The sequence below is a fragment of the Paenibacillus hexagrammi genome, from assembly GCF_021513275.1.
GTDB lineage: Bacteria > Bacillota > Bacilli > Paenibacillales > NBRC-103111 > Paenibacillus_E > Paenibacillus_E hexagrammi.
Genome location: NZ_CP090978.1, coordinates 3,016,858 through 3,031,503, shown reverse-complemented (window position 1 = coordinate 3,031,503; position 14,646 = coordinate 3,016,858). Strand labels below are relative to the sequence as shown.

The window sequence follows — 14,646 nt, the reverse complement described above, 5'->3', positions numbered from 1 at the left end:
GGAGTAGTGTCCTATGTATAAAGCAAGAGGTGAAAAATACTGGTTTATTCCTGACGGCTACATTCCGGAGAAGAGCTCCGGAGAGCTGACCAGCCATGAGTCTGTGTGCGTGCTGAACACCTCTTCCGATGAAGCGCTGCTGCGTTTCACGATCTTTTTCGAGGACCGGGAACCGATGGAGGACATCCTGCATGTGGTACCTGCCAGACGCACCAGACATATTCGTACCAGCAGTCTCATGAAAGACGGAGCGCCGATTCCCATCGGCGTTCCTTACGCTATCGAAGTGCAAAGCGATATTCCGATTATTGTGCAGTATAGCCGTTTGGATTCGACACAAGCGGAGAATACCTTAATGTCTACGATGGCTTTTGCCGTTAAATAAACGAATTGATCTTAGAAAGGGTGCATAGTTGTGACGGATCGTGCCTACGCGTTATTTGAAGAACAACAGCAGGCTAGAGGAATAAACTTGGAGCAAGTCAAGGCGGCTTTGAAAGCGCTCAAAATTGAAACCCCTTCTTGGGGCTACGGGGATTCAGGTACGAGATTCAAAACATTTCAGAAGGTCGGCGTTCCGCGCAATCCTTTCGAGAAATTTGACGATGCTGCGCAGGTGCATGCCGTAACTGGATTGTGTCCATCCGTTGCCATCCATATCCCTTGGGATAAAGTAGATAATTATGGAGGCTTCGCAGCCATGCCGAGAATCTAGGCTTGAAAATCGGCGCTGTCAACCCGAACTTGTTCCAAGATGAAGACTATATGCTGGGCAGTGTGACCAATACCGATGAAGCCATTCGCCGCAAAGCTACTAACCATTTGCTGGAGTGTGTAGATATCGCGAAGGAAACAGGCTCCCGTGATGTAAGCCTCTGGTTTGCAGACGGTACGAACTATCCGGGTCAAGGAGATATTCGGAAGCGCAAAGCTTGGATGCTGGAAGCGCTCAGCACGATGTATAATGCCATGACTCCTGAGATGCGCATGCTGATCGAGTACAAATGCTTCGAGCCTGCTTTCTATCATACCGATTTGGCTGATTGGGGCATGGCTTACAACTACGCATTGAAATTGGGTCCTCAAGCAGAGGTGCTGGTGGATACAGGACATCATCTTCCTGGAGCTAACATCGAGCATATTGTAGCTTACTTGCTGGATGAAAAGCGTCTGGGCGGATTCCACTTTAACAGCCGCAAGTACGCTGACGACGATTTGATTGTCGGTTCGGTGAATCCATATGAACTGTTCTTGATTTTCTATCAAATTTTGAATGCGGCTAACGATGCTGATGTGGCTGTACGTGAAAACGTAGCTAATATCGCATATATGATCGATCAATCGCACAATATTGAGCAGAAGATTCCTGCGATGATCCGTTCTGTATTGAATGTACAAACGCAATTTGCGAAAGCGCTGCTGATTAACCATGCTGAAGTAGAAGAAGCGCAGGAGCGCGGGGACGTGCTTGGTGCAGAAAATGCGGTTCGAAGAGCCTTTGAATTCGACGTGACTCCTCTGCTGCATGCGCTTCGCGAAGAGCAAGGCTTGCCGGTTGATCCGATGAAAGCCTATCTGGACAGCAGCTATGGGAAAGATATCTTGGCGAGAGGCAAGGGCGGTGCGAGCTGGTGAGCATTCTCGCATATGACTTAGGGGCGAGCAGCGGAAGGGCGCTGCTCGGCCGGCTTACCGATAACAAGATCGAGACGCAGGAAATCCACCGCTTCTCGAACGACCCTGTGCAGGTCGGAAGCCGGCTGCAATGGGATATTCTCAGACTGTACCATGAAATCAAACAAGGCTTATTAAAAGCGAAGCACCAAGGCGTTCAAGTGCAAAGCATGGCGATCGACTCTTGGGCTGTAGATTTCGGTTTGGTCGCGGGGAACGGCGAATTGCTGGGCAACCCTTATCATTACCGGGATCTTCACACAGAAGGCATCATGGAGAACATGATGAAGGAGCTGTCCCCGTCTTATATTTTTGAGAGAACGGGCATTCAGTTTCTTCCATTTAATACGATTTATCAATTGAAGGCTTTGAAAGAAGCGGGTTCTCCGCTGCTTCAGCAGGCGGAACGATTTTTAATGATTCCCGATCTGCTGAGGTATTTCTTGACAGGCGAAATGTTGAACGAGTTTTCCAACGTAACGACAACGCAGCTCTATAATCCGCTCAGAGGTCAGTGGGACCAGGACCTGCTAAGAGCTGTCGGAATCTCCGAGGGGCTGTTTGGCCAAATCGTACATCCAGGAGCATGTGCCGGACAGCTGCTGAATTCGGTGAGCTCGGAGCTCGGCGTTCCGTCTATTCCTGTTATTGCTGTTGCAGAACATGATACCGGATCGGCTGTTGCCGCTGTACCGGCACTGCAAAAGTCGTTCGCCTACCTAAGCTGCGGCACCTGGTCATTAATGGGTACGGAAGTAGACGAACCTGTCATCAATGAATTGGCGCTTAAGCTCAATTTCACCAATGAGGGCGGTGTTGGTCATACGTTCAGGCTGCTCAAAAATATTATGGGGCTTTGGATTCTGCAAGAGCTAAGGCGCGAATGGGAACGAGCAGGGGTCACCTACTCATTCCCTGAATTGGTGAAGCTTGCTGAGGAAGCTCCGGCTTTTGGCAGCTGCATCGATCCTGATGATCCTTTATTCTTGCATGCAGGAGATATGCTGCCACGAATTCAGCAGTATTGCCGGCAAACGGGGCAAAAGGCTCCTGAGCAGCCAGGTGAGGTTGTTCGTTGTATTTTAGAAAGCTTGGCTTTAAAATATCGATATGTGCTCAAGTTAACGGAACAAGTTTCCAGTCAACAATTTAACGGGCTTCATATGGTGGGCGGAGGCATTCAGAATCTACTGCTTTGCCAGTGGACGGCAAATGCAATCGGCAAGCCGGTCTGGGCCGGTCCTGCGGAAGGAAGCGCAATCGGCAATTTGATCGTTCAGTGGATGGCGCAAGACGTGTTCTCGAGCATATGGGAAGCGCGAAAAGTCATTGCAGATTCGTTCCCTGTCACTGTGTATGAGCCTGAGCAGCAAGAGATTTGGAACGAGGCTTACGGTCGTTTTCTTCACGTGACCGGACTTACTGAATATCGATAGAGGAGAGGTTAGCGGATGTTGGTCGCGGAACGCTACGAGAAAATTGTGCAGGTAGTCAACGAAAGAGGAAGCATCCGGGTATCCGAGCTGAGTGACCTATGCCAGGTGACGGAGGAGACCATTCGCCGGGATCTGGATCGGCTGGAGCAAGCGGGCAGGCTACGCCGTTCTCATGGCGGAGCGGTCAGCATCAAGGATGTGAAGGAACAGCAGACAGAGACTCCTTTTTCGAGCGTGAAGTGACGGATGCCGAGGAGAAGCGGAGGATCGCGCAAGCCGCAGTGAGTCTGATTCAGCCACATGACCGGATTATCCTGGATGCCAGCACGACCGCTTGGTACATGGCTTCTTTTCTACCGGACATTCCGCTTACTGTTTTGACGAATTCGATTAAAGTTGCCACCGAGCTCAGCGGCAAGGAAAAGATTGAAGTGATTTCGACCGGCGGTCAGCTGGCCAAAAGGTCTTTATCTTATGTAGGACCGTTAGCGGAACGTTCTCTAGACAGCTATCACGTGGATAGAGCCTTTCTTTCGAGTAAAGGCGTACACTTCGATAAAGGAATCAGCGAATCCAACGAGCTGCAGGGCAGGGTGAAGCAGAAGATGATCCAAATTGCGGAAGAGGTCATTTTATTGGCGGACTCCAGTAAGTTTGGCGTCAGAGCTTTTACGCATGTTGCCGATTTTCAGGAGGTGGATGTCTTGTTCACCGACAGCCGAATTTCGCCTGAAATGAAGGAAGCGCTCGATGAGAGGGGCATTCCGTACCATATAGTTTAAAAACATAAATGAAACCTAGTGTAGCAGCTAGGTTCAGACTATTGATAAAGAGGAAGTGAAGAGCTCAGTAGTTTTCGGAGAAGCGCAGCGGTTGCCTTTGACAGTTTTGTTATCACCTTAAGAGCTTTTATTTTAATCGAATAACAAAATGTCAACAGCAATCGGAGAAAAGCTACTGAAGCTCGTATTGGCCTCAGCTTTATCAACAAACTTAAACCTAGTGTAGCAGCTAGGTTTTTCCTATACGGTTAACATGTCTGACAACCTGACAAATTGATTTGAAATAAATTTTAATGACTCTATTCTTTAAGAGGTGACTTATGAAGGTCTCTTTATTTATTACATGTTTAAGCGATGCCATATACCCTCGTGTGGGGCAATCTATGGTTCGTTTGCTGGCCCAATACGGCGTAGAGCTTGAGTTTCCAAAGGTTCAAACCTGCTGCGGTCAGCCAGCCTACAACAGCGGTTATTGGGATGATGCCAGAGCATCGGCGAAGACCATTCTCGAAGCCTTTGATGACAGCGACTTTGTTGTATCGCCCTCGGGCTCATGCACCTATATGATTCATCACTATCCGGAATTATTTAAAGATGATCCTGTTCTGCTTAGCAAGGCAGAGGCACTCCAAAGCAAAACCTACGAATTTACCCAATTTCTGGTGCAAGTGCTTGGCGTTACGGATGTTGGAGCTGAGTTCCCTCACAGAGTGACCTATCATCCGTCCTGCCACGGCAGCAGGCTGCTCGGAGTAAAGGAAGAGCCGATGAAGCTGCTGGAGAACGTCAAGGGTCTGGAATTCGTTCCGTTGCCATTTGCGGAAGATTGCTGCGGCTTCGGCGGAACGTTTGCTGTAAAGATGGCGCATATTTCGGGGGCGATGGTAACGGAGAAGGTCGATCACATTAAAGAGACGGAAGCGGAAGTGCTTGTAGGCTTGGATATGGCTTGTATGATGAATATCGCGGGTAATTTACGCTATCGCGGAGAGAAAGTAAGAGTGATGCATTTAGCTGAGCTGCTGTGTGAAGGGGTGAATTTGAAATGAGTGGAGAGCATACGGCTGATACGGTAAAGGAACGGGCAGAGCTGGCGCTGAATGATGAGTTTTTACGCAAGGCGGTCCGTTTTACGACAGAGCGGCTTCGGGGCGGAAAGAAGAACGCTGCCGAAGAACATGGCAACTGGGACGAGTGGCGCGAGCGCGGACGTCAGATCCGGCTGCATACGATCGCTCATTTGGATTACTACTTGAACGAATTTGTTAACAACGCGAGAGCGAATGGGGTACATGTTCATTTTGCAGATACCGCTGCAGATGCTGTCAAAGTCGCTCTATCCATCGCTGAACGAAAGTCGGCGAAATCCGTGGTGAAATCCAAATCCATGGTTACGGAGGAGCTGCATCTGAATCATGCTCTGGAATCAATCGGGGTGGAAGCGGTTGAAACGGACTTGGGTGAATATATCATTCAATTAGCCGGCGAGACGCCTTCCCATATTATTATTCCGGCTATTCATAAGAACCGTTATCAGATCGCCGAGCTACTGTCGAAGGAAGCAGGAGAAACCTTGCCGCCAGATACCTCTGTCCTGGCAGGCTTCGTGCGCAAGAAGTTGCGCGAAAAGTTCCTTGAAGCCGATATCGGCATGACCGGCTGCAACTTTGCGATCGCCGAGACAGGCTCGATGGTGCTTTTCGAGAATGAGGGCAACGCACGCATGGTCACGACGGTGCCCAAAACACAGATCACGCTGATGGGAATGGAAAGGATTATTCCTTCGTGGAGTGATTTGGAGGTCATGGCGACGCTGCTGCCTAGGTCTGCTACAGGTCAGAAGCTGACTGTCTACATGTCAGGCATTACAGGCCCCCGCCGAACCGAGGATGCAGATGGCCCGGACGAAATGCATATCATCATCGTAGATAACGGCCGTTCTCTGCAGCTTGGCGATCCGGAGTTCCAAGAGCTGCTCAACTGCATTCGCTGCGGGGCGTGCCTGAACGCTTGCCCGGTTTACCGTCACATCGGGGGCCATGCTTACGGCGGTACCTACAGCGGTCCGATTGAGCGGTGCTCACGCCTGCGCTGAACAAAAATGTCGCCGAATGGGACGATATCGCCAATGCGTCCAGCCTATGCGGAGCCTGCTATGAGGCGTGTCCGGTGAAGATTCCTCTGCATGACATGCTGGTTTCTTTGCGGCGCCGCAAGGTAGAGAGAGGGTACGGCAACAAGCTCGAATCGTTCGGCATGAAGGGCTTCTCTACGTTAACGGGCAGCTCCGGGCGGTTTGGCGGTGTGCTTAAGCTTGGCAAATTAGGTCAGAAGCTGGTTGCCCGCAATGGGGAGATCAGATTGAAATTAGGACCATTAAAAGGTTGGAACAGCTATCGGGTTACGCCTGCCTTGCCTAAGGAATCATTCCGGGAGCAGTGGGGGACCTTTGCCGAGGAGATTCAGAGGGATCTGAAGGAAATGGATCCTGCGATGAAGCAGCGTATGGAAGAGATTGCGAACAAACGGAAGCAGGAGGAGGGCACTCACATGGGTGACACGCATCAAGAGTGGCTGGCGCAGCTGGAAGCGGAGTCCAAAGCCAAGCAAGAAGCTTTCATGAACGGTATTGCGAAGAAGCTGAAGCGTCCGAGGGTGCTCGAAAAGCCGGAACGGCCTTTTCGGGGGGCGCCTGATTTTTGGAATGAGTTTGAGTGGGGGCTTGAAGAACGGATTCAGAAGTTCACGACGAATTTTCAAAGTGCCGGCGGTCATGTCAGCCGTCTTTCCAGCTTAGAGGTTGTTAAGCAGTTCATTACGGCGAAAGCGGAGGAAATGAGTGCGAAGTATGTAATCCGCCAGGACCAGCCAGAGCTTGAGCAGCTTGGCCTGGAAGCTGCGCTCCCTCATTCCACGGTTTCCGTATGGAACAGTGATCATGATGAGCATTGGAAGGCGCGCGCCGCTGAAGCGGACTTTGGCGTTGTGATGGCCGATTATGCGGCAGCGTATACGGGCTCGATTACGGTCTTGTCAGCGGAAAATAAAGGGCGTTCGGTCAGCCTCCTGCCGACGGTGCTGTTCGCCATTATCCCGCTAGAGAAGCTGCATACGCGCTTAGGGGAAATTCTCGTGAATTTTGACCAGGCAGGAAGAGCGCATTTGCCGGCAGGGATCCACTTTATCTCGGGCCCAAGCCGTTCTGCGGATATCGAAAATGATCTCACCATAGGTGTACACGGCCCGGGAATCGTTTACGCGCTTCTGGTAGGTTAGAGGAGCTGACGGAGCTGATGGAAGTTACAAAGCTGACGAAGCGGAATCATTACGAGGAAATCACACAGCAATTGAAGCAATTGATCGTTCAGGGGAGGCTTCAGGCTGGGGATAAGCTGCCTTCTACGAAGGAGCTCTCCGAACGCTTCGGTGTAGGCAGATCAACGATGAGAGAAGCGTTAAGCGCGCTTCGCGCGATGGGACTCATCGATATTCGTCAGGGCGGCGGCTGTACGGTCGTGAGCAGTGCGCCAACTGAGATTGAAGTGCCTAAGCTCCAAGTCCTGCGCTTGAATAGGACGATTCTTCTGGAGCTGATGGAAGCGAGAAAAGCTTTGGAGATTTCCAACGCAGCTTTAGCCGCAGAGAAAAGAACGGATGAAGATCTCGAAACGCTCAGCCGATTGGTCCGGGAGATGGAGCTGGCCATTGGCAATGAAGAAGAAGGGGAAAGGACGGACCTGCTGTTTCATCTCACCTTAGTAAAGTCCACCCATAATTCCTTAATGGTCAACATGCTGGATTCGATCATGAGTCCGATGGAAATGGCGATCAAGGAAACCAGGCGGGTAGAGCTGTATGCTAACTCATCGGTTGCAAGGCGTCTGTACCAGGAGCATCTGGCTATTTATGATGCGGTTAGACGCAGTCATCGAGCAGAAGCTTCACACCATATGAAAGCACATCTAGAGCATGTGGAACAGATATTATTCAAATATTTGTAGGACGAAGCTGTGGATTCTAAGGGGAGATTTACATGGAAAGAGAATTGTCATTGGAAGTCGTTCGCGTCACTGAATTGGCGGCATTGGCATCCGCGCCTTGGCTTGGCAGAGGAGATAAAAACAGCGCAGACGGTGCGGCAACTTCGGCGATGAGAGCTATGTTTGATTCGGTATCGATTCGCGGTACAGTGGTGATCGGAGAAGGGGAAATGGATGAAGCTCCGATGCTTTATATTGGAGAAGAAGTGGGGAGTATGAACGGTCCTGAGGTCGATGTGGCTGTGGATCCTCTAGAGGGCACGGATATCGTTGCAAAAGGCTTAAATAACGCGATGTCTGTGATCGCCATTGCGGACAAGGGGAATTTGCTGCACGCTCCGGATATGTACATGGAGAAGCTGGCAGTAGGGCCGGCGCTCGCAGGCAAGCTGGATATCACCGATCCGATGGAAGTTACGCTGCGCAAAGCCGCTGAAGCGCTTAATAAGAAAGTTTCTGATCTGACCGTAATGATTCTGGATCGGGCCCGCCATGAAACGATCATCAAGACACTCAGAAAAGTGGGTGTACGGATCAAATTCCTGTCCGACGGAGATGTCGCGGGCGCGATGGCGCCAGCATTCCCGGAAGCGGGGATTGATCTGTACGTCGGCTCCGGCGGCGCCCCTGAAGGCGTTCTGGCAGCGGCTGCACTGCGCTGTTTGGGCGGTGAATTAATCCGGCAGACTCATGCCTGCGGACGGTAACGAATATCAGCGCTGCGTCCATATGGGAATCAGCGATCCTTATCAAATTCTGAGAATGGATGATATGATCGGCAAGGACGATGTGATTTTTGCAGCTACAGGTGTGACTCCCGGAGAGTTTCTTGGCGGCGTGAGGTATTTGCCCGGGGAAAGAGCGGAGACGCATTCGATTGTCATGCGGGCAAAGACCCGGACAATTCGGCACATTAGAACGCTGCATTATTTGCCTAACAAGCCGTTCTTGAACAAGTAACAGGCGGCTGACAATCGAAGAATCATGGAGAATCTCTTCCGAAAGGAAAGGGGTTCTTTTTTCTGATACATTATTTTTGCATTGACAAGATGGAGGAATCGAGTAGAATAAAAAAAGTGTGATGATAATGATTATGATTATCAATGATAATAATTCTCGCTAAAGGGGGCGGTTGATTGTGCGAAAATTAATCCTATCTACCATGATATTATTGCTGCTTCTCACATTTCCGGCAGTTTTGTTCGCTAAGGCCGAGGATGACCTGAAGCAAGCGGATGAAGGTATACAAAGAGCAATCCAAGCTGCTAAGGATAACAAGCTGGATGACGTAACGAAGGAGTTTGATACGTTCCAAACCAATTGGCTCAGCTATGAGGATGGCGTGAAGGAACGTTCAGCGGCAGCTTATCAGAAGATTGAGGGTGCGATGGGGGAGGTCTCCTTTGAGACTGTGAGAGAGCCTGTTGATGCTGCTAAGCTTATCGAAACCTTACAAAACTTACATAACTTGAATACAGCTTTTGTTGAAGGCAAAATGGACGTTTTCGGAACCGTTACAGAGTCAACTGAAAAAGTAACGATTGGTTCGTTAGTTACCTTGCTTGAGACGGCTTCGGATCAATTGTCTAGCAGCGATATCGATGGCGCCAAGGCGAATGTAGAAAAGCTTCGCAGCTCTTGGCTGGACATTGAAGGAATTGTGCTCACACAATCCACGGAAGTCTACCAATCGATGGAAAGAGACATGGTTACAGCTTATGCTCAGCTTTCCTCTAATCCGCCTAAGGTGTCGGATGCAGCAGCTACAATTGCAAGAATGCATGCATCACTTGAACCTTTGGCAGGGAAAACGAGCTACACGATGCTAGATGCCACTACGATTTTGTTAAGAGAAGGTTTGGAGGCTCTGCTAGTAGTCATAGCACTGCTAGGCTTCTTAAACAAATCAGGACACGCTGAGAAGCGTAAGTGGATCTGGTACGGGGTTGGAGCGGGGCTGCTGGTCAGCATCATCCTAGGTATTATCGTTCAACAGCTGTTTTCTTCAAGTGCATTCGGTAACAACAATTTCCTGATCGCAGGATGCACAGGTGTATTTGCAGCAGTCATGCTGCTCTATATGAGCTATTGGCTTCATAGTAAATCCAGTATTTCCAATTGGCAGCAGTATATTCGCAACCAAAGTGTAAAAGCACTAGCAACCGGCAGTCTGGTTTCACTCAGTGTGCTTGCGTTTCTAGCCGTATTCCGCGAAGGTACGGAGACAGTCCTTTTTATGATCGGAATGGCTTCTTCCATCTCGCTCAGTTCGCTGCTTAGCGGCATTGTCATTGGTGTTGTGCTGCTGGTTATCATCGCTTATTTAATACTGAAAATCGGTTTACGCATACCAATGCGTCCGTTCTTCCTGATTTCCAGCATATTCGTTTTCTATCTTTGCTTTAAATTTACTGGGATGGGCATTCATGGACTTCAGCTGGCAGGTATTCTTCCGGCGACTACAGCCTCCTGGCTGCCAACCTGGGACGCTATTGCGCTCTATCCATCCTTAGAAAGTGCCTTGCCACAGCTTGTATTGCTGATTGTCGCTCTATTTGCGGCATTGAAAGACATGACACAAAGCTTCAAACTTCGCAATCAAGCAGCTTAGAGATATAGCTTTGATATAAACATAAATAAATATGGATAACGGGGGAAATCATTCATGAAAACGCAATTCAAAGTAATCGTATTCGCAGCAGCAGCTGCATTAACAATGGCCGGATGCGCCAAATCTGAAACGGCTCCGGCAGCAACAACAGCCGCAACAGCGGCCAGCCCTACACCGGATGTAGCGAAAGTACCTGCCAAAGAAGGCTCCGCAGCTCTGCTGAAATCTGTAGAAGATCTGAAACAACAGCTAGATCAAAAGAAAGTTGACGATGGCAAGAAGATTTCCGGTAAGCTGGACGAAGTATGGGCGAGCTTTGAAGATGAAGTCAAACCTAAATATCCAGAGCTATACGTAAAAGTAGAGAAATACCTTACACCTGTAGAAGCGGGTCTGAAGCAAAGCACGTTGGATTTCACAGCTCTTGGCAAGCTGAACGATGAACTGGTTAACGTTGTGAAGGAACTGAGCACCTCTCTGGAAGACAACAAAGGCGCAGTGAATAGCGATGCGATTACTTCTTCCAAAGAACTCCAAGCAGCTACGAAAGCCTATAACGAATATGTTCAAGATCAAGGCAAGCAGCTGGTCACTCTGTTGGAGCAATTGGATGCAGCGGTGAAGAGCGGTGACTTGAAAAAAGCCCAAGAAGCTTATGTGCAAGCGCGCATGCCGTATGAGCGCATTGAGCCTGTCATCGAAAGATTTGCCGAGCTGGACGGTGTGATGGATGCGCGTGTGGATGACTTCAAGAACGAAGACGATCCGGAGTTCACAGGCTACCACCGCATTGAGCACATCTTATTTGTGAAGAAAACAGTCAAAGATGCTGAGCCTTTCGCAGCAAGACTGCTGGAAGACGGCAAAAAAATGCAGCAAAGCATCGCAGCAACCAATATCGAAGCCACAGATTTCGTCACTGGTGTCGGCGAACTGATGGAAGAAGCTCAATCCTCCAAAATTACAGGTGAAGAAGAGCGCTGGAGTGGTGCGACGGTTCCCGTTATTCGGGCGAACGTGGAAGGTGCGCAAGAAATATACACACTGGTTAAGGACGAATTGAAAAAGAAAGACGCAGCGTTGGATGAGAAAATCAATAAAAGCTTAACTGCGGTTATTGATCAAATGAATGTTCTGTCTCCGGTTGGAACTACTTGGAATGATTTTGGCAAATTGGAGCAATCCAAGCAAGTGGATCTGAAGAATAAGCTGGAAGCGTTGGCGGAGCCTCTGGTAAAAATGCCTGGTACCCTAGGACAGTAATTTCCGTTTATAATAGTTTCATAGAACATAGGAATCGGAAAGGGTGTGAAGAGATTGACGGATAAGCTAAGCCGTCGTTCTTTTCTCGGCATGACAGCCGCGGAGCGGCTGGGCTGGTACTAGGCGACTTTATCGGCAAGGCTCAAGAAAAATCGCATTCTCAGCTGCCTGCATCGGGTGCGGCCTCACAAGAACAGGCTCAAGCTGCTGAGCATGTCTCTTTTTATGGAGCTCATCAATCGGGGATCTTGACTCCCCAGCAAAATTTTTCCAATGTTGCGGCATTTGATGTCACGACGGACGATGTGAAGGAATTGAAGGAGCTTTTACAAAAATGGACCGAGATGGCCGCACTTTTAATGGAAGGAAAGCCTCTTGCGGAAGAACCGCAGCAGGCCAAGTTTCCACCAACGGATACGGGCGAGCAACTCGGAATCGCGAGCAGCAAGCTGACGCTTACCTTTGCAGTAGGCGCCTCGCTGTTTGAGAAGGATGGTACGGACCGATTCGGCCTTCGGGCGCGAAAACCAGCCGGTCTCACTCAGATGCCTATTTTCCACGCGGATTCACTGCAGGATCAGCTTACGCATGGAGATTTGATCATTCAAGCATGCGCGGATGACCCCACCATTTGTTTTCATGCGATTCGGAATTTAGCCAAAGCGGCGCGCGGGGTTGCTCATTTACGATGGCAGCAGACCGGCCAGATGAGCATTAAAGCTGACGGCACGAAGCGCAATTTATTCGGCTTCAAGGATGGAACTAACAATCCGGCGCTCAACGACGAAATGTTTATGAAGAATAACATTTGGATTGACGCAGCGGATGGCTCGCCTTGGCTCGCCGGAGGCAGCTACATGGTTGTGAGGCGCATCAATATGCGGATTGAAACTTGGGACCAACAACCCTATGGAGACCAAGAGGGTATCATTGGGCGTCAAAAAGTATCGGGCGCACCAATGGATGGTCAAGGCGAGTTCGAACAGCCTAATTTTGCCGCAGATCCGGAAGGGAAGAAGACAGCTCTGGACTCGCACATCCGTCTATCCAACCCGCGAACAGGCGAAGCCTCTGAAAGAGAGCGAATTTTACGGCGAGGTTATAACTTCATGGAGAACCTGGATCAGGTTGGACGGATGAATGCAGGATTACTGTTTATTTGCTTTAACCGCAATATTCAAACCCAGTTTGAATCCATACAAAAGAGGCTGACCAATCCGAAAATGCCGGATCAGATGTTGGCATACACGGAAACAACAGGTGGAGGCTATTTTGCTGTATTGCCTGGTGTTGCTGACAAAAATTCGTACCTGGGACAGAGCCTTTTTGGTGCATAAATATGGGGTATATAGCCCGCTGAGCAGCCGCTTGGCGGGTTATTTCGTTATAACCGATCTCTCCGCGGCGGGTAAATTGACTTTCCCTCCTTTTTCATCCACAATGATGGTGGGCTGTATGTGGCCATTCATTATTTGGTTGGATTAGAGGGGGAGTATGGGATGAAACCAACTTCACATGAAGTACAAGGTGATGTACAAGACAGAGCTGTATTGGTCAGCTTAGTGACAGGCATGCAGAGAAAGAATGAAGAGCTTGCTGAATATTCCTTGCAGGAGCTGGTCAAGCTGGCTGAAACTGCAGGTGTGCTTGTCTTAGATACGATGACGCAAAATAAGGAATCGGCAGATACGAAGTGGTTTATTGGGAAAGGCAAGGTTGAGGAGCTGAAAGCGCTCATTGAGCAGCACGGCGGAAACACCGCGATATTCGATCAGGAGCTGTCCGGAGCACAGGTTCGCAACCTAGAAGCCGCGTTGGATGTGAAAATCATCGACCGTACACAGCTCATTCTCGATATTTTTGCTCAAAGGGCGAAGACCCGTGAGGGGGATTATCCAGGTCGAGCTGGCACAGCTGAGCTATCTGCTCCCTAGACTATCCGGGCAAGGAAGAACTTATCACGTCTTGGCGGCGGGATCGGTACGAGAGGTCCAGGGGAAACCAAGCTGGAGACGGACCGCAGGCATATCCGCGACCGTATCGGCGAGCTAAAAGCGCAGCTGGAAGAAGTGGTGAGGCATCGTACGCTTCATCGGGAGCGCAGGAAGAAAACAGGCGTGTTCCAAGTGGCGCTGGTGGGCTATACGAATGCGGGCAAGTCGACCTTGCTGAAGCAGTTGACGGATGCGGATGTCTACGTCGAGAATCAGCTCTTTGCGACATTAGATCCGACTTCACGAACCATGGAGCTGCCAAGCGGCAAAGAGATTGTCCTGACGGACACGGTCGGTTTCATCCAGAACCTGCCACATGATCTGATTGCTGCCTTTAGAGCGACGCTGGAGGAAGCGAATGAGGCTGATCTGATTCTTCATGTCGTGGACAGCGCAACAGACATGAGGAGCGAGCAGATGCGTGTCGTGGCTGAAGTCCTGGAGGAGCTTGGCGCTCATCAGAAAGAACAGCTGACGGTGTTCAATAAAGTTGATCTGTGCTCCATTCATGAGCAAGAGATGCTCTCTACGGAGGGGGATTTCTTGAAAATTTCCGCTTACAATGATCAAGATCTTGAGCGACTGAAGATCGTCATTCAAGAGAAGCTGATGGGGGAAAGCAAGGAATTCCGCATTCCAGCAGATAAGGGAGATATGATTTCTCTCATTTACCGAATTGGCGATGTCCTCCAGAATGAAGTTGATGGGGAAGACATGGTGTTTCAGGTTCGCGTCAACAAAGACGATTATCAGAAAATGGGTTACCTGCTAGCCGCCTACGATCAACAACGTGCAGCAGGGGAAGAACAGGGAGAGAACTTCTAGAGATGCAATTCGGGGAAAAGT

At 49.7% G+C, this 14,646-nt stretch carries 8 protein-coding genes and 5 pseudogenes; all 13 read left to right on the top strand.

What is annotated here, in order from left to right; translation table 11 throughout:
• Positions 1 to 13 precede the first annotated feature (13 nt).
• The 13 genes and pseudogenes from L0M14_RS13555 (at position 14) to hflX (ending at position 14,625) form a co-directional block, all read left to right on the top strand.
• Positions 14 to 385: a sensory rhodopsin transducer gene (locus L0M14_RS13555; RefSeq protein ID WP_235122560.1), complete on the top strand. Its 372-nt coding sequence runs from the start codon at positions 14 to 16 to the stop codon at positions 383 to 385.
• Between the two features lie 30 nt (positions 386 to 415).
• Positions 416 to 1,635: pseudogene (gene rhaI / locus L0M14_RS13550) on the top strand (L-rhamnose isomerase).
• Positions 1,632 to 3,110, top strand: coding sequence for a rhamnulokinase (locus L0M14_RS13545; protein WP_235122559.1), 1,479 nt, complete (start codon positions 1,632 to 1,634; stop codon positions 3,108 to 3,110). The pseudogene rhaI and the gene L0M14_RS13545 overlap by 4 nt, the downstream one beginning before the upstream one ends.
• Before the next feature lie 15 nt (positions 3,111 to 3,125).
• Positions 3,126 to 3,892 (top strand): annotated as a pseudogene (locus tag L0M14_RS13540) (DeoR/GlpR family DNA-binding transcription regulator).
• A gap of 320 nt (positions 3,893 to 4,212) precedes the next feature.
• Positions 4,213 to 4,941: a (Fe-S)-binding protein gene (locus tag L0M14_RS13535; protein WP_235122558.1), complete on the top strand. Its 729-nt coding sequence runs from the start codon at positions 4,213 to 4,215 to the stop codon at positions 4,939 to 4,941.
• Positions 4,938 to 6,448: pseudogene (locus L0M14_RS13530) on the top strand (LutB/LldF family L-lactate oxidation iron-sulfur protein); the annotation flags it as partial. The gene L0M14_RS13535 and the pseudogene L0M14_RS13530, both read left to right, overlap by 4 nt.
• Complete coding sequence (locus L0M14_RS13525) at positions 6,443 to 7,168, top strand: LutC/YkgG family protein (protein ID WP_235122897.1); 726 nt, start codon at positions 6,443 to 6,445, stop codon at positions 7,166 to 7,168. The pseudogene L0M14_RS13530 and the gene L0M14_RS13525, both read left to right, overlap by 6 nt.
• A gap of 17 nt (positions 7,169 to 7,185) precedes the next feature.
• Complete coding sequence (locus L0M14_RS13520; protein ID WP_235122557.1) at positions 7,186 to 7,893, top strand: FadR/GntR family transcriptional regulator; 708 nt, start codon at positions 7,186 to 7,188, stop codon at positions 7,891 to 7,893.
• A gap of 32 nt (positions 7,894 to 7,925) precedes the next feature.
• A pseudogene (gene glpX / locus L0M14_RS13515) lies at positions 7,926 to 8,892 on the top strand (class II fructose-bisphosphatase).
• Between the two features lie 178 nt (positions 8,893 to 9,070).
• Positions 9,071 to 10,543, top strand: a complete 1,473-nt coding sequence (locus L0M14_RS13510; RefSeq protein WP_235122556.1) for an FTR1 family iron permease — start codon at positions 9,071 to 9,073, stop codon at positions 10,541 to 10,543.
• 54 nt (positions 10,544 to 10,597) lie between these two features.
• Entirely contained in the window at positions 10,598 to 11,806 is a 1,209-nt protein-coding gene (locus tag L0M14_RS13505; RefSeq protein ID WP_235122555.1) for an EfeM/EfeO family lipoprotein, read from the top strand.
• 113 nt (positions 11,807 to 11,919) lie between these two features.
• The gene (gene efeB / locus L0M14_RS13500) at positions 11,920 to 13,143 is read left to right on the top strand and encodes an iron uptake transporter deferrochelatase/peroxidase subunit (protein ID WP_311198902.1); all 1,224 of its coding nucleotides are present in this window, start codon (positions 11,920 to 11,922) and stop codon (positions 13,141 to 13,143) included.
• Between the two features lie 162 nt (positions 13,144 to 13,305).
• Positions 13,306 to 14,625 (top strand): annotated as a pseudogene (hflX, locus tag L0M14_RS13495) (GTPase HflX).
• Positions 14,626 to 14,646: the final 21 nt, after the last annotated feature.